This window comes from Asaia sp. W19, assembly GCF_003994335.1.
Taxonomy (GTDB): domain Bacteria; phylum Pseudomonadota; class Alphaproteobacteria; order Acetobacterales; family Acetobacteraceae; genus Asaia.
Window position 1 is genome coordinate 187,271 of the sequence record NZ_PNQZ01000061.1, and the last position, 17,429, is coordinate 204,699.

Sequence of the window (17,429 nt, forward strand, 5' to 3'; positions counted from 1 at the left end):
GAGGGTTGTAAAGTCGCAAATCGTCGGCCATCCAGCTCGGGTCAGTCAGGATTTGAGCCCACGTCTCGCGATCCGTGTGGCATGACCGGGGTTCAACGCTGCCTTGTCAGGGCGAGCCCTGTTATTCGCTTTTCGGGCTGCGCAAAGCTTCCAGCAGCCCGACGGGAATGATCTGGATCGAGAAAATGGCTGTCATGACGAAGGCGAGAACCTGATAATGCGGCGCCACGATGCTCAGCAAAGCGCATAGCGCGATACCGATGACATAGACGAAGGTGAGGGGCATGATGACGGTCCTTGTCCGAGAGGGGCTTCCTGCCCCCAATGCGGTCTGGTCGCGTAACATGACCGGGGGCGCTGCGACCACTCAAAAGCTGTGCGCGGGCCGTGGTTCCAGAGGGGTATGGGATGCGTGATCCTCTGACGTCCGATTTGCTTCTCGAGGCTTATCGTCAGGGTGTCTTTCCGATGGCGGAAGACCGCCATGCGACCGAGATCACGTGGCATCGCCCTCTCGAACGGGGTGTCCTGCCTCTGGACTCTCGTTTCCACCTGTCGCGTCGTCTTGCCCGCACCCTCCTGCAGGGGCGCCAGGAGGTGACGAGCGATCGTTGTTTCGACGAGGTGGTGCAGCTTTGTGCCGAGGTTCCGGGGCGCATTGAAACCTGGATCAGCGGGCGCATTCAGGCGCGTTATGTCCTGCTCCACGAGCAGGGACACGCGCATTCCGTGGAAGTCTGGCAGGACGGGGCGCTTGTAGGCGGCCTCTACGGGGTCAGGATTGGCGGGGCGTTCTTCGGGGAGAGCATGTTTTCCCGGCAACGTGATGCCTCGAAAATTGCCTTGGTCCATCTGGTTGCCGCGCTGCGACTGGCAGGAATCACCCTGCTGGACACGCAGTTTCCAACCGCGCATCTGGAAACATTCGGCTGTCTTACCGTTGCACATGACGCCTATAGAGGGATGCTGGACCAGGCTATCCGGATTGAGGCATCGTGGGAAAAAGATGTCTCGCTGGACAGGCTGCGACCGGAGATCATCCGTCTTCGCGACGGTCTGAACGTCCGCTGAGGCGTATTGGAGGGGATATTATGACGATGGTTCAAGTAAAGGGCGTTGCAGCGCTGTCGCTGGTCGCTGGTATGGTTCTTGGAGCCGGCGCGGCCTCTGCCCAGCAGCACCCGAGATTGTCGCCCGCGCGCGACGTAACGGTCGTTTATTCCGTACAGCCCGAAAAGATGCCCAAGCCCGTACAGGCGATCGTGCAATTCAAGGCAGAGGGCGACAAGCTGCGTATCGACGCACCCGACCATGCCGGATCGACCATCCTTGACCGTCCTGCCCAGCGCGTGACGCTCATCATGAACAAGCAGCGTGTCTATACGAGCTTCTCCCCCAAGCACGGATTGCGGAACCCGTTCATGCTGGACATGACCATGCAATATGCGCCTGACGGCACGGGCTCTGTTGCGGGTATGGCCTGCGATAAATGGACCATCACATCACCCCACGGCAAGGCAACGGCCTGCGTCACCCAGGATGGCGTCATCCTGAGCGAGGAGGGCGTCGATGCGGACGGGCTGCATGGCAAGCTCGAGGCGCAAAGCGTCACCTACGGCCCGCTGGCCGATACGCTGTTCCAGCCTCCTGCCGATTACCAGCAGATCACGGCCCAGATGCCTATCCCGCATGGCGCCGGCCCGCAGAGCTCCGCCAAGCCGTGAGACCCTCTGTCATCGCCCTTATGGGGGCCTCCCTGCTGGCCGTTCTTCCTTTCGCCACCGCCTCTGCGGATGAAGGGGGCAATACGCCCTACGTCACGCCGCGCGTGGATGTCGATGTTACCTATCAGGCGGTCGGACCTGACGGCCAGTCCTACAGCCAGCGCATGCGCTGGAACGCCGCCCATTGGCAGCAGCGTCTGGACATGGAAACGACCGGACTGATCATGCTGACCGATTACCGGGCCCATCGCCTGTCGGTGGTAGATGTCCGAACGAAGAGCTTCACCGTTTCCGGTGCTCCCGATGCGCAATTCTCGCCGCCCGGTACACGGGCAACAGGCCATTGGGCGAAAGGGGCGGGCGACCAGGTGGCGGGCCAGGCCTGTACCCATTGGGTTTCGATCGATACGGACGGGCAGAACGGGGATTTCTGCTACACCGATAACGGCGTGATGATGTCCGCCAGCCATGAGGGCAAACCCGTGATCAGAGCGATCTCCTATGTCGAGACGCCCCAGGGGCCGGAAATCTTCAAAGAGCCCGAAGGCTTCCATGAAATCGAGGCGCTGAAACTCTCCCAGTGATCGACCGTATGGGCAGGGAGGGCCGGATTGAACATTTATGTTACAATCCGGCCTGTTTTCTGTCCTGTTCCGTCCCAAATTCGACACCATATCGAGGTTATAAGAGGTGTATCGGGGGCGGTATCACATTTTCCGCTCCTGATTTGGAGGTTCCATCATGCGTCGTATTCTGAAACTTGCCCTTGCGGCCCTGCCTCTGGCGGGCCTTCTGGGAAATGCTCCGCTGGCGCAGGCACATCCTTACGGTCACGGATGGGGTGGCCCTGGCTGGCATGGTGGTGGTGGCTGGCGTGGTGATCGCGGCTGGCACCGTGGTGGTGGAGGCGCCTTCGTGGGCGGTCTTGTCGGTGGTCTGGTCGGCGGTGCCGTGATTGGTGCTATGGCCCGACCCTATGTCGCACCGCCCCCGCCGCCCGTTGTCTATGCACCGCCCCCGCCGGTAGTGTACCAGCCGCCGCCGCGCGTGGTTTACCCGCCGCCGGTTGCTGTTTATCCGTCCTATCCCGCATATCCTGCTTACTGATCACGAGGCTCGGTTTTCATCATGGTAGCTATTGGCGATAGGGCGCCCGCGTTCTCCCTCCCCATTGCGGGGGGGCAGATCATCGAGAGCGAGGCCCTCAAGGGGCAGCCTTATCTCGTTTATTTCTATCCCAAGGCCGATACTCCGGGCTGCACGACCCAGGCCTGCGATCTGCGTGATCAGAAGCAGACCCTCGGCGGGCTGGGTCTCAAGGTGATCGGAATCAGCCCCGATCCGGTAGAGAAGCTTGAGCGCTTCGCCAAGAAATACGGTCTGGATTTCGTTCTGGCGAGTGATGAGAATCACGAACTGGCGGATCTCTACGGGACCTGGGTCGAAAAGACGAATTACGGCAAGACCTATTTCGGGATGGAGCGCAGTTCGTTCCTCGTCGACGCGGATGGCGTGATCCGGGCCTTGTGGCGCAAGGTCAAGCCCGCAGAACACGTGGCGCTGGTGACTGAAGCCGCTTCAGAACTCTAGCCCGTAGAGTTCTGGTGACGCACGACCTCTTTCATCGTGCGCCCTGGCGGACGCTCCGTCTTGGGGCGCTCATTGCCGGTGTTCCGGTTGCCGTGGCCCTTTTGGGTGGGGCAGGCCTCCTCTGGCGCCTTGCCTCCGGTCCGATGGAGGTGACGGCGCTCGCCGTGCGTTTTTCCCCCATCACCATTCAACCCGGTCCCGATCCGCAGCATCCCGCAGGTCGGCTGGCTTGGTCCCGTCTTTTTCTGAGTTGGCATCCAGGTCTGCGTCACGCATCGCCGGAACTCGTTATCGAGGCGCGTGATCTGAAGGTGCTGAGGCAGGACGGAAGCGCCACGCTCGCCTTGGGGCGGGCACATCTTGTGGTGCGTCTTGCGCCTCTCCTTCATGGTGTGATCGAGCCTCTGCGCGCCGATATCCGCCATGGTCAGGTGGTTCTGCGGCGACAAGATGATGGAAGCGTGGATCTGGACTGGCCCGGTGCGCGTCACACCCACCGCCAGTCGGGTGTCTTTTCCCTAGGCGCCCTGAGCCATGTTCACATCCAGAATGTCACGACCAGCCTGCGGGATTCGCGACGCTTGCGGCAGAGCGAAGAGGCGCACAGTCTCCCAGCCGAACCCTCAGGTGCGGAGGGCGCCTCCTTATTCCTCGCCCAGGCCGTTCTGACCCGCGCGCCGGGTGCAGCGATGCTGGGGTGGGTGGGCGCGGTAAACGGCAGAATTGGGCCTGGCGACTCGCCTACAATCGATTTTCACGCGGCCGGACGGCAGCCTGGTCCCGGCCTTGTGGCCTGGGATCTGGGGATCAGCCCCTTCACCCCCGCAGGCCTTGCCGGATACGTTCCCCATGCCGGCGCGTGGCACCTTCCTGTCCAGATCGAAACCCATGCTGTTCTCGCGGAAGACGGCATCGGAATCAGCGCGCTGGGACCTTTGCGCCAGGCCACTCTCTCCCTCACATTCGGACGCGGCAGCATCGAACAGAAACTCGATGCGCCGCTTCAAATCTCGAGCGGCTCATTGACCGCCCATGTGATTTCTCAGGGCGAGGCGGTTTCCGTCGATCAGGCTTCGGCGTCCGTATCGCTGATCGATGATGTGGGTGGGCTGACGCGCTTCATCGCAGGGGGCAATTTTTCTGTCGATTCCTTCAAGCGCGCCGGTCATATCGACGCACATGTGACTGCCTCTTCCACACCGCTGGATACTGCGCATCTGGCGTCCATCTGGCCCGAGATTCTGATGAAGGGCGCGCGGCGCTGGGTCACACGCAATCTGACGAGCGGAAGGGGAACGGGGCTGCACCTGGATGCCGATCTCCAGAGCAGGACAGGCTGGGGCGGGATAAGGCCCACCAGAACCGAGGCTGCACTGGATGTCACCGGTGCAACCGTGCATTGGCTGCGTCCGATTCCTCCTGCGCAGGACGTTTCCGCCCGTTTCAGCTTTGCTGCTCCGGATGTGCTCAGGATCGATTTTCTGGGAGGGGTTCAACCCAGTGCTGACAGGCGCGGTGCCCCCCGGGTCAAGCTCGATGGCGGGTCCATGCTGATCAGCGATCTGTTCGCCAAGGATCAGTTCGGCACGATCGATCTGGCCTTGTCGGGCGATCTCGCTGCGCATCTGGGCTTGCTGGCCCATCCCCGGTTGCATCTGCTGTCGCGTCATCCCCTGCCTTTCACCCATCCCGCCGGGGCGGTACTCGTGACGGGGCGGCTGACCTTGCCCCTGACCTCGCATGTGGAAAACGACCAGATGCATGTCACTGCCGAGGCGCGCTTTCGTGACGTGTCCCTCGATAATGTCGTGCTCGGCCGCGCCCTGACGGGTGCGCGTGGACGCCTTGAGGCGACGGAACACGGCATGAGCCTGAACGGTCAGGGTGAGCTCGATGGTGTGCCCACCACCGCGACCCTCTCAGAGCGGTTCCAGAGCCGTGAAGGCGGTCTGCGGGAGAAGATTCGCGCCGTTTCGATCTTTGACGAAGCGGCTTTGAAGCGCTCGCATATCGGCAATGAATCGCTGTTTCGCGGGACCGCGGAAATGGTGACCGAATACAGTGCGGGTTTTGATGGGCGTGCAGATGTCGTCCTGTCGCTCGATCTGGAGAAAGCGGGGCTCGATATCCCCGTATGGCGCAAGAGCGCCGGCGTCGCTGCGACGGCCTCGGCCCATATCGGCCTGCGCAATGGGGCCATCGTCTCCCTTGATCGCATCGCCGCCGAGGGGCCGGATCTGCACGTGGAAGGCCGTGGCCTCATCGCCTCGGGCAAGGTGGAAAGCCTCGTCCTCGATCATTTCTCTGTCGGTCGGTCGAATGGGGATGCGGTGATCGCGCTACCGTTGACCGACGGCGCCCCCGTCAATGTTCATATTCGTGCGCAGGATCTGGATGTGGCTCCCCTGATTCACGGGGACGAGGCAAAGGCCGGCATCACAACACCCGTCACCGCCGTTGCGGGCAAGTCATCCTTGCCCGGGAATGGCGATGACAGTCTGACAGCAAGCGCGAAGCCTGGGCGTCCCCCCGACCGTCCTGAAATGCGCTGGAACGTCGATATCGCGACCGAACGCCTCTTTTATGGCCCCAAAGGGTTCTTTGGTGACGTCATTGCGCATCTGGAGCACCGGAATGATCGCCTCGACAAGGCGCTGTTCGAGGCGAAACGCCCCGCGGCCGTGTCGCTTGCGCTGACCCCCAGCCCGGATGGGCGTCAATTGCGCCTCAAGGTCGATGATCTTGGGACGCTTCTGAGGGAGACGGGCATGACGTCCCGCCTCGAGGGCGGGACGGCACGGATCGTCGGGCACGTACCCGATGGCGGAACAGGGCATGTGCCGCCCTTTGACGGGGTCATATCCGTAACACCATTCAGCTTTCGGCAGCCCCCCGCCGCCCTGACGGCTGCAACGCATCTTTCGGTGTTCAACTGGTCACAGGCGAGCAGTGAACGTTTTGAGGTGCAGCACCTCCACCTGCCCGTGCGTGTCGCGCATGACGTGATGACAATTCATGAGGGGCATCTCGGCAATCCGGCACTCGGGGCAACGCTGGAGGGCAAGATCGGGCTTGATCAGGGGGCGCTCGATCTGCGTGGCACGGTCGTTCCCGTGTTCGGCATCAACGCCGCACCCGGGCGTCTGCCCAATGTGGGCAAGCTGTTCTCCCCCGAGAAAGGGGGAGGTCTACTGGCCGCCACTTTTACCGTGACAGGAACTGCAAGCGATCCTGATCTGTCAGTGAACCCCTTTGCCATGCTATTGCCCGGGGTGATGCGCCAGCTCGCAAAGTAGGTGCGCCGCCTGCACTTGCCGGTGTAACGGCCCTGCAAGGGTCATGGCGAAAGGCCCCGTCTTCGACGTGGCGTGAAACAGCGGAGAGATGCCTTGCGCGAAGACGGAAATGCAGATCTGTTCGGTGCCTTTCCTGGACCGAAGCCTTCGCCCGCCTCCGTCTCGCCGCGTAGCTCGGCGCATTCCGCGCCGGCTTCGAGTGAGTCGCTCAGACAAACCCAGCCCCTGGCAGACAGGCTTCGCCCCAGATCCCTGTCCGAGGTGGTGGGACAGGATCATCTGCTCGGGACGGGCGGGATGTTGAGCCAGATGTTGCAACGCAACACGCTGCCAAGCCTCATCCTCTGGGGCGGGCCGGGGTGCGGCAAGACCACGATCGCTCGCCTGCTTGCGCGCGAGGCGAAGCTGCGTTTCGAGCAGATCTCTGCCGTGTTTTCCGGCGTTGCGGATCTGAAGAAAGCCTTCGAGAGCGCGACGCGGTTCCAGCAGGAGACCGGGCGCGGCACGCTGCTCTTCGTCGATGAGATCCATCGCTTCAATCGCGCACAACAGGATGGGTTCCTGCCCTATGTCGAGCGCGGAACCGTCATTCTGATCGGGGCCACGACGGAAAATCCTTCCTTCGCGCTGAACGGCGCTCTGTTGTCACGCTGCCAGGTTCTGGTGCTCAACCGTCTTGATGATGAGGGGCTCGACAGGCTTTTGCAGAGGGCCGAAGCAGATTCCGGTCATCCCCTTCCCCTTACGATCGAGGCGCGGGCCGCGCTCCGGGCCATGGCCGATGGAGACGGGCGCTATCTGCTCAATCTGGTGGAGCAGATCCAGGCTCTTCCTCAGGAGACGCAGCTCGACACGGCTGGGTTGGCCTCGGTCGTCGCACGCCGGGCGGCGCTTTACGACAAGGACCGCGAAGAGCATTACAATCTGATCTCGGCTCTGCACAAATCCTTGCGTGGATCCGATCCCGATGCCGGGCTTTACTGGTTTGCCCGTATGCTCGAAGGGGGCGAGGACCCGCGTTACATCGCGCGTCGTCTGACCCGTTTCGCGGCTGAGGATGTGGGCATGGCCGATCCCTCTGCCCTTCCACTCGCGATCGCCGCCTGGGAAACCTATGAGCGACTTGGGAGCCCCGAGGGTGAACTGGCTTTGGCGCAGCTTGTCGTTCATCTGGCGACGGCGCCGAAATCGAACGCTGTTTATCGGGCCTATAACCAGGCGCGTAAACTTGCTCGGGAAACAGGTAGCCTCGGACCGCCCCATCACATACGCAATGCGCCCACCCGCCTCATGAAGGATATCGGCTACGGCAAGGGCTACGAATACGACCACGACACGGCAGACGGGTTCTCGGGTCAGAATTACTTCCCGGATGAAATGGACCGCGTCGCCCTTTATCAGCCCACAGACCGGGGCAGGGAAAGCGAGATCAGAAAAAATCTGGACAGGCAGGCCGCAATACGGGCAAGCCGTCGCCCATGAGTGTAACGACCCGTATTGTCAGTGAAGATGAGGCCGATATGCGCCTCGACCGCTGGTTTCGCCGCCATTATCCCGACCTCACCCAAGGGGCGCTGCAAAAGCTGTGCCGTACGGGGCAGGTGCGCCTTGATGGCAAGCGCGTGACCGGGGCGAGCCGTCTGGCTCCCGGGCAGAGCCTGCGTATTCCGCCTCTGCCCGCGCCCATGGCCGCCCAACCCGATCGCCCTGCGCCGCTGGACCCGCAGCTGGCCCGCGAGATCGAGCGCATGGTGGTCTATCGCGACGATCATGTGATCGTACTCGACAAGCCCTCGGGCCTGCCCACGCAGGGTGGCCCGGGCATTACCAAGCATATCGACATGATGCTGGACGGTTTGCGTGGCGATTTATCCGACCGGCCGCGCCTCGTGCACCGTATCGACCGCGATACGTCCGGGCTTCTGCTTCTGGCGCGTACCCCCGGCGTTGCGGCCAAGCTGGCGGCCGCGTTCCGCGGGCGCGATGTCGAAAAGACCTATTGGGCCATTGTTGTCGGGCGTCCCATGCCGGGAACCGGCGTCATCGATCAGCCTCTGGCCAAACTCGGTGCCGGTAATGGCGCGCTCATGATCGCCGCCACACGTGACGATGAGGACGCCGTGGTGGCAAAGACCGATTATGAAGTGGTCGATGCTGCGGGCAAGCGCCTGTCCTGGCTGGCGCTGAAGCCGCTGACCGGGCGCACGCATCAGCTGCGCGTTCATTGCGAGACGCTTGGCACACCAATTCTGGGCGACCCTAAATATGGCGGCAAGGCCGCGCATATGGAGGGGTTCACCGATCGTCTGCATCTTCATGCGCGTGCGCTCGACTTCCCTCATCCCGCGGGTGGCCGGCTGCGCGTGGCGGCGCCCCTGCCGCCTCATATGCGCGACACGTTCAAGGATCTCGGTTTCACGGCGGGTGATACGCCCAAACCTGAGCGTATCGGGGGCAAGGGAGGCAGGAAATGAAGCGACTGACTGCGGCGCTGATCGTCATTCTGGTGCTGGCGACAGTTCTGGCTGTTTCGGCCCATATCCTAGTCGACCGCTCCAACCTGAAGCAGGACGTCATCACCGCGGTCAAACGTCAGACTGGCCGTGATCTGACGATGGCGCGCTTTTCGGTCGGGATTCTTCCCTGGCCGAGCATCAGCGCGCATCAGGTCACACTTTCCGATCTGCCTACAGCACAGGGTGGAGGAACGTCGCAGCCTATGATCGAGGCCCGCGATATTCGGGCTTCTGTCGCGCTCATGCCGCTTCTGTGGCGGGAGATCCGTCTCGAGAACCTTACCATGCTCCGTGGTGCGGTCAGGCTTCATCGGAACGAGGCCGGGCTGGCCAATTGGGATTTCAAGCCTGAGCCTGCTCCCGCCTCTGCCGGTTCCGCCGGGACGTCTCATCCGTCCGCCCATTGGGGGGTAAAGCTTGGTTCGGCGCGCCTCGATCAGATGGCGTTTTCTCTGGATGACCGATATGCCCATCATGGCGGGGCGATTGTGGTCGATCATGCCGAGTTCGATGGTCTGGCGTCATCAGCGCCGTATCTCGATCTCCATGGGCGTCGTGGTGATACGCCTTTCCGGATCAATGGCCATGTCGGGCCGCTTACCCTTCTTCAGGGTGCCAACCCGCCTTGGGCGCTGAGCCTTGGGGCGACGCTGGGCAAGGACGGCAAGCAGCAGGATTGGCTCAATTTCGACGGACAGATCACTGATACGCGCCATTTGCGGGGTTTTTCCGGTGTTTTGCGCGGCGAGATGGCGTCTCTCAAGGATGCTGAATCCCTGTTTCCGAACGCGAATCTGCCCGATTTGCAGGGAATAGGCGGCGAGATCGGCCTCTATGACGCTGATCCGCAAAAGCCGGACGCCGGGAAAGCGGATTCCGGACCCGCATTTTCCCTGTCCCGTCTGGGGGTCAACCATCTTCATATCCATCTCGGCGCTGCGCCCCCGTGGCAGGGTGTTTCAGTGTCCGCACTCCACGCTGACGCCGATACCTTGTCTTCGGCTCTGACTGTCAGCGCGACCTTGCAGGGCGCGGCCTCGGGGCTGGCCCTTCAAGGAAGTTTCGGAACGCTGGCCCAGGCAGGTACTGCGTGGCAGACGGGACTACAGACCCCGCTCACGGTCTCTGCAGATCTGCGAGACTCGACGGCGCTCGCCGCTTCGAGCGGTTTGAAGGCCCATGTGACTGGGCAAGTTGGCGCGCCGGAGACCCAGCTTGCACTTCAGGGAGAGGCACGCAGTCTGACGATTCATCAGGCCACGCTACACGACCTGTCCCTAAAGGGTGGGCTGACCCGCGACCGGGAGGGAACGCTCAAGATCGACGCTCTCGCTTTCCAGAGCCACGAAATGACTGGTGAGCTCACCCTGGCCGCTTCCGCACCGCTGTTGACGGCCCTTCAGGGATCGCTGCATTTTGCGCATCTGGATCTCGACTCGCTGGGCGCACTCTGGAAGCCAGCAGAAGTCACGTCGAACAAGACCGCGACCGGTGCTGGAACTGACAGTGCATCCCCCGGCCGACCCTCGGCTACACAATCCTCTACTGCCGCACCTGCACAATCGACGGTCCTGCCCCTGCCGATACTGGGCGCGGGGCAGGGGACCTCTGGTGCTGCGGCACAGGTTTCGGGGCCTTCAGGGAGTGGCAAGCTTCCAGGACTGTCTGGATTCGATTGGCGCGCTTTCCTTCACGGCGGCAGCGGCAATCTGGCGATCAGCGCGGAGACACTGCGTTTCAATCAGGCCGATTATACCGGGATTTCTGCAACCCTCCTGCTCGGGGAGGGGCATCTTACGATTCAGTCAATCCACGGGAGCGGGAATGGCATGACCCTCTCCGGTGAGGCGCGCTACGATATGGCTGTTACGCCCGCGCGGCTCAGCCTGACGCTCTCTCCGCTGCTTTTCCCGGCGACGCTGGCGCAGAACCTGCTCGGCCTGCCCGATCTGTTTCGCGGACCGCTGATGCTCGTCGGTCAGTTGCAGGCCGAGGGGGAAACAAAGGCGGCACTCATGACCAGCCTGGACGGGCATCTCGGGCTCTCCATGGTCGGAGGTTCCATTGCGGCCAGTCATCTCGGGCCATATCTCGGCGATGCGGCGCGCTCCCTCATGACGCATGGAGATCTTGGTGTGCGCTGCCTCGGTCTTCACGCCGCTTTTGCCTCTGGTCGGGCGCAGCTCGACACGATCGGGATGGAGGCAGGCGCGTTGAGCCTCTCTGGTCAGGGGAGCTATGGCCTCGCTGACGGCACGCTCGATCTTCATCTCCTGCCACGCATCGGGTTCGGTGGAACCGGAGCCTCGACGCCAGTGGTCGTGACGGGCACGCTCGATTCCCCCAAGGCCCATCAGGAGGCCAGTGCAGGTGGGCGCTTTGAGATCACCATAGGGGGCAGCCAGCCTGATCACTGCCCGGATCTGCTCACCAAGGCGCGTGAGAATGTCGCAGGAGAACCCGCAGCCGAGCCCAAGAAGCACTCCCAGGCTTCCGAATTGCTGCATGGATTGGGGATCCTCCATTGAGCCAGTCCATCAGACGTTTTTGGAAAGAGGTCAGCGTCGTGCCCGTCGATGTTCCTCAGGGGTATGAGGTCTGCCTCGATGGGCGCAGTTTTCGCCTTCCAGGCGGGAACAGGTTGATTCTCGGGACGCTGGCGCTCGCCGAGGCTGTTGCCGAGGAGTGGCGCAGCATCCCCCCCGGATCGGCCTTCCAGACAACCTCCTTGCCATTGACGCAGATGGCGGGCACCCAGATCGAGCGCGTAGCACCTGACCGCGCGCAGATCATCGGACAGCTCATGGCGTATGGAGAGAGCGATCTGCTCTGTTACAGAGCTACCGGCAGTCTGGGACGTGAGCAGGATGCGCTGTTTGATCCGGTGCTGCAGCGTTTCGCCGCACGTCACGGGATCATGCCTGAGGTCACCCGTAGTCTGCTACCGCTCACAGTGGCGCCGGAATTGCAGGAAGTCTGCCGCAGGGCTCTCGAGCGTTTTGACGACTCAGCTCTTACCTGCGCGGCCATAGGAGCACCCGCCACCGGGAGCCTGATTATGGCGATTGGCTTGGCAGAAGGATGGATGCAAGCCAAGGAGGCCAACGATATGGCGAGCGTGGAAGAGCGCCACCAGATGGCTCAATGGGGTGAGGATGATGCGCTTTTGCAGGAGATCGAGCGTACGGGTATCGACATCGACCATGCCTTACATTTTCTTGCGCTATCGCAAGAAAAGGCGCCAAATGGGGCATGATTTCGCCATGATTGCTGCCTAGATCCAGTCTGGCAAGGTCATCACATTCGGTGACCATTGGTTACTGGAAAATGGATCGAATTCGATCTAGTACTGATTCGGTAATCAGATCAACTGGCGTAAGGATCAGGCATGTCCTCTCGTATTCAGAAGGTTCTGGATGAGAATATCGTTGCTGAAATTCTCACTCGTCGCACTCCCTTCAAGGTCCGTTCTGCGCATTTCGTTGCGAAATGTGTACAGAATGTCTGGCTGGTCCTCGCAGCCACGCCGGTGATTGTCGTGATCTGCGCGATTAAAGGCTGAACAAGCCAGTCATTGCCTTCGAACGTGTGAGCGTATCGCTCCAAGTGCGAGGGGGGGGCAAACTACTTTTCTGGAAACACGCGCTATAACCCGCGTTGCCCAATAAAAAACCCGGCTTTTGGCCGGGCTTTTTTTAGTGGGTCGTGAGCCGGGCTCAGGGCACCAGAACGGTTGCCACGGCTGTTGCCGCGATGCCTTCCTCGCGCCCCGTAAAGCCAAGGCGCTCAGAGGTGGTTGCCTTGACCGAAATACGGTCCACGTCGACCTGGAGCAGCGAGGCAAGGCGTTCACGCATGGCCTGCGCGTGTGGTCCGATCTTGGGGCGCTCACAGATGAGGGTCACGTCGGCGTTGATCAGCATGCCTCCGCGCTGACGGATGCGCTCACCCGCATGGATGAGGAAGCGTGCCGAATCCATGTCCTTCCACTCATTGTCTGTCGGGGGGAAGTGGCGACCGATATCCCCCTCGGCCAAAGCGCCATAGATCGCATCGCAAAGCGTGTGAATGCCTACATCCGCATCGGAGTGACCTGCGAGGCCACGGTCATGGGGAATGGTGATGCCGCACAGGATTAGCGGACGTCCGGTTTCGAAAGCATGCACATCATAGCCCAGGCCGGTGCGCGGGAGTGGGGTCGAGCCGAGCAGACGTTCCAGGCGCACGAGATCCTCCGGTAGGGTGAGTTTGATGTTGTCTTCTGCGCCCTGGACGAGTGCCACGGGGTGGCCAGCGGCTTCCAGCAGCGCCGCATCGTCCGTAACCGGGCCCTTATGGGTGCGATGCAGATCGAGAAGGAGCGGGAAATGGAACCCTTGCGGCGTTTGCGCGCGCCACAGGGAGTCCCGACAGACTGTGGTATCGACCAGACCGTCGCGTCCACGCTTGAGTGTGTCCGCTACCGCCACAGCCGGGATGGCGCCTGGCGTGGTATCAAGAGCCTTGAGTACATTGCGTATGACGTCAGCAGGCACGTAGGGGCGTGCACCATCATGGACCAGCACGAGATCAGGCGGCTCGGGCAGAGCAGCCAGAGCTTCGAGCCCGGCACGCACGCTGTCCTGACGCTCACGGCCGCCCGCTACGGGAGGAAGTGTCTCTATGCCGTCTAGCGCCTGCAACAGCAGAGGGTCGTGACCGACAGGTTGAATGAGGGTGACATGGTCACGCAGGGCTTCGGCCGCATGACGAATGACAGTTTTGCCACCGAGAAGCATGTACTGCTTCGGCAGGGCAGCGAGACCAGAGGCGGGCGCAGCGCTGGCATCAGCGAAGCGGCGACCGGAACCGGCGGCGAGGAGGATGGCAGCAATACGCATGATGCTCAGGGAATGCGGATTTGTCGGATGAACGTCAAGACAAGAAAAAAGGCCCTGCAGTTTCCCGCAGGGCCTTGTCTCCGTTTCCCGTCAGGGAAGGGGCGCCTCAGCGACCGATATCGCGAAGTCGCGTTCCGAGATTGAGCTTGCGCTCGAGGGATTCGAGCGTGACCCCGCGCGTCTCGGGTACGAAAGCCAGGGTCACCAGGATGAAGACCGCATTCAGCGCAGCGTAGAGCCAGAAGGTGTGTGACGCACCGAGGGTGCCAAGAAGCGTCAGGAAGGTCGCGCCCACCGCCATATTGGCAATCCAGTTGGTGAAGGTCGAGCAGGCAATGCCGAAATCACGTCCCTGGAGCGGCTGAACTTCGGCGCACAGGACCCAGATGAGCGGACCTGCCGAGAAGGCGAAGCCGGTTATGAAGAGCAGTAGCACCGCCACGGCAAGGTAATGCATCATGGTGCTGGAATCCTGCCCGAAGGACAGAAGAACCGCCAAAGCGCCCATGCCAACCGCCATAATGGCAAAGCCCGCGACAAGCATTGGGCGACGGCCCCAGCGATCGACAAAACCAATGGCGATGAATGTGGCCAGCATGTTGACGAGACCCACGATTGCGGTGCCCCACATCTGACCGTCCTGGCCAAACCCGGCGACTTCGAAAATACGCGGCGCGTAATACATCACGATATTGATGCCGGTGAGCTGCTGAACGATCTGCAGGCCGATACCCAGCATCACCGAGCGGCGGAAATTCGGATTCTCGAGGAATAGCGAAAAGCCGCGCTGCTTCTCTCTTAAGCTCGCCTGAATGTCACGAATCTCGCTCTCTGCTTCCTCGCGCGTGGCGCGCAGTGTCGACAGGGTTTCAAGGGCGTCATCATGACGTCCGCGCAGCATGAGCCAGCGCGGGCTGTCAGGAAGGAAGAGCGAACCGACAAGGAAGATTGCGCCTGGAACAGCGACGATCCCGAGCATCCAGCGCCAGGCCCCTGCATAAGCAAACAGGGCATCGGAAATGAAGGCCAGCAAGATCCCGATCGTGATCATCAGCTGATACACTGAGATGAGGCTGCCACGATGCTGTTCGTCAGCGACTTCCGAAATATAGAGCGGTGCAACAAAGCTCGCGATGCCGATGGCGAGGCCGAGGATGGCGCGCGCCACGATCAGAAGGCTGACCGAATGGGCGAGAACGCAGCAAATGGCGCCGAGCATGAACAGGGCGGCGCTGAGCACCAGGGCTTTCTTGCGGCCGAGTCCGTAGGAAAGACGGCCAGCAACGAGCGCGCCGAGAGCGGCTCCGAACATCATGGAGGAGACGATCCATTCCTGGGCCGTATCGCTCGCCTGGAATTCCTTGGCAATGAATCCGAGCGCACCGGAGATCACGCCGATATCAAGGCCGAACATCAGGCCGGCAACGGCAGCGAGGATGGCTGCCAACATCATTTTTCCTACCAGCGGAAGCTTTGTCTGCGCTGGCGCGGAAGTGGAAACGTTACTCATAATGAGAAGACCCTAGTCGAGAATGTCCGGGCGAGGTTGCTTGTGAAGAACCGTCTGCGTCACACAAGAAATCCCAGAACGCGTGTTATCTTCGCGCATCTATCACGTTATTTCAAACCAAATTCGCGTTAGCTCATTATGTGGGTCATGCTGCGTCCGTCTTTCTGTTAGATCGGTCTGATTCGCTCAGGGAGGCTGGCGAAACCGGGGTCGATTTGCCTCAGTAAACAGTTAATTTATCATAAAAAAACAACCTTTTGAATCAATATTGATCAGATGATGGGAGAACCGATACGGTCGTGGCTGTATGATTCTAAGTTAAATGTTAATTTTACGATAACAGAGAATAGAATATTTATTTATGTACTATAGAACATTTGTATAGATTATGACTCTGCCACAATAACATTCGATAACGGCGCAAGACAGCGTCGTTTGATTGTTTCATTCATTGGGCAAGCACTCACGCTCGCAATATTGAATGGAACACCCCAATGACCATTTCCGCTTTTGCCGCTCGCGCTCTTTCCGCTTTTGTTCTCATCGGCGCGGTGAATGCCGCTGGCACGATCACACAGGCCTCAGCTGGCCCCGCGCATCAGGTTCGCGCCGCTCAGCCAACGATCTCGCTCACCGGCCCCCGCCCCGACAAGGGTCAGACCGTTGACCCCTGTGGCACTTATGGCAATTGCGTTGCCCACTTTGGCTGAACTTGCGTGTTTTTAACGACCAAACGGGGAAATCATCCTAGGATGTGCAAAGGCGGTTAGCGTCTTTGGCTCGGGGATCGTGCAATTATATTGGTGTTAACAAAAGTTGAAAAAAAAGGTGCCACCGCGGAGAGGGTAGTGGCCACCTTTTTCGATCTAAGACGCCTGTATGGCGCCGTGTTGGCACTCCCGCTCACGATTGGGCGTCTTATCGCCGTAATTCTGGGGGTTATAACGACCTCAGGGATTGGGCACGCAGACGATCTGTCTTTACAAATGCGGCGATTTTCGCAGGAAGATGGGATCGATAGCTCCTACATATTCCGCATGTCTCAGGATCGGCTCGGGTATCTTTACGTATCGACTCGTAGATCAACGTATTTTTATTCTGGCAAACGATTTTATCCAATAAGAGCACTCAATTTTGCCGGTGCCGCGAGTTTAGTCGCGATCGTGCGGCCTATGCCGGACGGGCGAGTGCTGGTGATACAGGGGCAGAATATCTACCTTTCGATCTCTGCCACAAGCGCCCGTATCTCGCCCAATGTGTTGGTATTTCAGCATTTGTTCGTAAAGGGGCTGCAACAGATCAGGAATATATTTGTCGATAATGAGGATATATTTGTTCTGGATAGTTCGGGGTTACATTCATGTGTTTTGAATCCGCGATACAATCTCGGCTGTAATCCCACGCCGCTTTTCGCCCACAGAAGAGAGAATGTCTATCAAAACGGTTACCGGACCTATGTCGCTTTGCACGGCGAGGCGAGTCTTAGGGATCTCTCGGGTCGGATTATCTTTCGCGCACCATTTGGAATGCAGCATCCTCAGCCGTCCCCCGGTCCATCCGATCAAGTGCCGTACTTCACTGATGGGAAGACGCTCATTTCACTTAATGATGTCGGACGGTTCAGCGCGACTCCTTTGAATTGGCCGATTGAGTTTCCCCTGGGTGGGGCCCGTGCCACCTTCGCAGAGGGCTGGGGTGATACAAAGATCTTTTTCGACGGCGACAGTCTACGTTCGTTCAATGGGGCTTTTTGGAGCTATCTCAACCACGACTTGAGCCGAGAGCAGGATATCCTATTCGCCTTTATCGACCGGAACCGGCAGGTTTGGACCGCGCAGGATCTTGTAGAACTCGACAAGCTTGTCGGCTGGGGGGATCTAGAAAATCTTGAGCCTCAGCACATACGCTATGTC

The 17,429-nt window shown here is 60.5% G+C and carries 15 protein-coding genes; 12 read left to right on the top strand and 3 right to left on the bottom strand.

The window, feature by feature from the left end:
• Positions 1-121: 121 nt before the first annotated feature.
• Positions 122-286, bottom strand: coding sequence for a hypothetical protein (locus C0V97_RS18370; protein WP_158625409.1), 165 nt, complete (start codon positions 284-286; stop codon positions 122-124).
• A 122-nt stretch (positions 287-408) separates the two neighbouring features.
• Here C0V97_RS18370 and aat point away from each other — a divergent pair, with 122 nt between their 5' ends.
• From aat to C0V97_RS18375, 11 genes are all read left to right on the top strand, one after another.
• Positions 409-1,071 carry a leucyl/phenylalanyl-tRNA--protein transferase gene (gene aat, locus C0V97_RS12000; protein WP_127102817.1) on the top strand — a complete coding sequence of 221 codons (663 nt, stop codon included), beginning with the start codon at positions 409-411 and terminating at the stop codon, positions 1,069-1,071.
• A 20-nt stretch (positions 1,072-1,091) separates the two neighbouring features.
• Positions 1,092-1,724 carry a hypothetical protein gene (locus C0V97_RS12005; RefSeq protein WP_127102818.1) on the top strand — a complete coding sequence of 211 codons (633 nt, stop codon included), beginning with the start codon at positions 1,092-1,094 and terminating at the stop codon, positions 1,722-1,724.
• Positions 1,721-2,308 carry a hypothetical protein gene (locus C0V97_RS12010; RefSeq protein ID WP_127102819.1) on the top strand — a complete coding sequence of 196 codons (588 nt, stop codon included), beginning with the start codon at positions 1,721-1,723 and terminating at the stop codon, positions 2,306-2,308. Before C0V97_RS12005 ends, C0V97_RS12010 begins: the two co-directional genes overlap by 4 nt.
• 157 nt (positions 2,309-2,465) lie before the next feature.
• A complete protein-coding gene (locus C0V97_RS12015; protein WP_127102820.1) occupies positions 2,466-2,831 on the top strand; it encodes a hypothetical protein in 366 nt (121 codons plus the stop codon).
• Between the two features lie 21 nt (positions 2,832-2,852).
• Positions 2,853-3,314 (top strand): thioredoxin-dependent thiol peroxidase, encoded by a 462-nt coding sequence (gene bcp, locus C0V97_RS12020; protein ID WP_127102821.1) that lies wholly within the window; start codon positions 2,853-2,855, stop codon positions 3,312-3,314.
• A gap of 14 nt (positions 3,315-3,328) precedes the next feature.
• Positions 3,329-6,610, top strand: coding sequence for an AsmA-like C-terminal region-containing protein (locus tag C0V97_RS12025; protein ID WP_127102822.1), 3,282 nt, complete (start codon positions 3,329-3,331; stop codon positions 6,608-6,610).
• A 72-nt stretch (positions 6,611-6,682) separates the two neighbouring features.
• The gene (locus tag C0V97_RS12030) at positions 6,683-8,092 is read left to right on the top strand and encodes a replication-associated recombination protein A (protein ID WP_127102823.1); all 1,410 of its coding nucleotides are present in this window, start codon (positions 6,683-6,685) and stop codon (positions 8,090-8,092) included.
• The gene (locus C0V97_RS12035) at positions 8,089-9,084 is read left to right on the top strand and encodes an RluA family pseudouridine synthase (protein ID WP_127102824.1); all 996 of its coding nucleotides are present in this window, start codon (positions 8,089-8,091) and stop codon (positions 9,082-9,084) included. Before C0V97_RS12030 ends, C0V97_RS12035 begins: the two co-directional genes overlap by 4 nt.
• Positions 9,081-11,654 carry an AsmA family protein gene (locus C0V97_RS12040; protein WP_127102825.1) on the top strand — a complete coding sequence of 858 codons (2,574 nt, stop codon included), beginning with the start codon at positions 9,081-9,083 and terminating at the stop codon, positions 11,652-11,654. The genes C0V97_RS12035 and C0V97_RS12040 overlap by 4 nt, the downstream gene beginning before the upstream one ends.
• Positions 11,651-12,382: an ATP12 family chaperone protein gene (locus C0V97_RS12045; RefSeq protein ID WP_255424180.1), complete on the top strand. Its 732-nt coding sequence runs from the start codon at positions 11,651-11,653 to the stop codon at positions 12,380-12,382. Before C0V97_RS12040 ends, C0V97_RS12045 begins: the two co-directional genes overlap by 4 nt.
• A 132-nt stretch (positions 12,383-12,514) precedes the next feature.
• Positions 12,515-12,688, top strand: a complete 174-nt coding sequence (locus C0V97_RS18375; RefSeq protein ID WP_158625411.1) for a hypothetical protein — start codon at positions 12,515-12,517, stop codon at positions 12,686-12,688.
• A gap of 154 nt (positions 12,689-12,842) precedes the next feature.
• Here C0V97_RS18375 and ispF read toward each other — a convergent pair whose 3' ends face one another.
• Together ispF and C0V97_RS12055 are read right to left on the bottom strand one after the other, a co-directional pair.
• A complete protein-coding gene (ispF, locus tag C0V97_RS12050) occupies positions 12,843-14,006 on the bottom strand; it encodes a 2-C-methyl-D-erythritol 2,4-cyclodiphosphate synthase (protein ID WP_127102827.1) in 1,164 nt (387 codons plus the stop codon).
• A 106-nt stretch (positions 14,007-14,112) separates the two neighbouring features.
• Positions 14,113-15,516, bottom strand: a complete 1,404-nt coding sequence (locus C0V97_RS12055) for a sugar porter family MFS transporter (RefSeq protein WP_127102828.1) — start codon at positions 15,514-15,516, stop codon at positions 14,113-14,115.
• A 494-nt stretch (positions 15,517-16,010) separates the two neighbouring features.
• Between C0V97_RS12055 and C0V97_RS12060 the strand changes: the two genes are divergently transcribed.
• Positions 16,011-16,226, top strand: coding sequence for a hypothetical protein (locus tag C0V97_RS12060; protein WP_127102829.1), 216 nt, complete (start codon positions 16,011-16,013; stop codon positions 16,224-16,226).
• The last annotated feature ends 1,203 nt before the right edge of the window (positions 16,227-17,429 follow it).

Excerpts from the sequence above, each read along its gene's own strand:
- C0V97_RS18370 (WP_158625409.1), bottom strand. The coding sequence starts at position 286 with ATGCCCCTCACCTTCGTCTATGTCATCGGTATCGCGCTATGCGCTTTG.
- aat (WP_127102817.1), top strand. The coding sequence starts at position 409 with ATGCGTGATCCTCTGACGTCCGATTTGCTTCTCGAGGCTTATCGTCAG.
- C0V97_RS12005 (WP_127102818.1), top strand. The coding sequence starts at position 1,092 with ATGACGATGGTTCAAGTAAAGGGCGTTGCAGCGCTGTCGCTGGTCGCT.
- C0V97_RS12015 (WP_127102820.1), top strand. The coding sequence starts at position 2,466 with ATGCGTCGTATTCTGAAACTTGCCCTTGCGGCCCTGCCTCTGGCGGGC.
- bcp (WP_127102821.1), top strand. The coding sequence starts at position 2,853 with ATGGTAGCTATTGGCGATAGGGCGCCCGCGTTCTCCCTCCCCATTGCG.
- C0V97_RS12035 (WP_127102824.1), top strand. The coding sequence starts at position 8,089 with ATGAGTGTAACGACCCGTATTGTCAGTGAAGATGAGGCCGATATGCGC.
- C0V97_RS12040 (WP_127102825.1), top strand. The coding sequence starts at position 9,081 with ATGAAGCGACTGACTGCGGCGCTGATCGTCATTCTGGTGCTGGCGACA.
- C0V97_RS18375 (WP_158625411.1), top strand. The coding sequence starts at position 12,515 with ATGTCCTCTCGTATTCAGAAGGTTCTGGATGAGAATATCGTTGCTGAA.
- ispF (WP_127102827.1), bottom strand. The coding sequence starts at position 14,006 with ATGCGTATTGCTGCCATCCTCCTCGCCGCCGGTTCCGGTCGCCGCTTC.
- C0V97_RS12055 (WP_127102828.1), bottom strand. The coding sequence starts at position 15,516 with ATGAGTAACGTTTCCACTTCCGCGCCAGCGCAGACAAAGCTTCCGCTG.
- C0V97_RS12060 (WP_127102829.1), top strand. The coding sequence starts at position 16,011 with ATGACCATTTCCGCTTTTGCCGCTCGCGCTCTTTCCGCTTTTGTTCTC.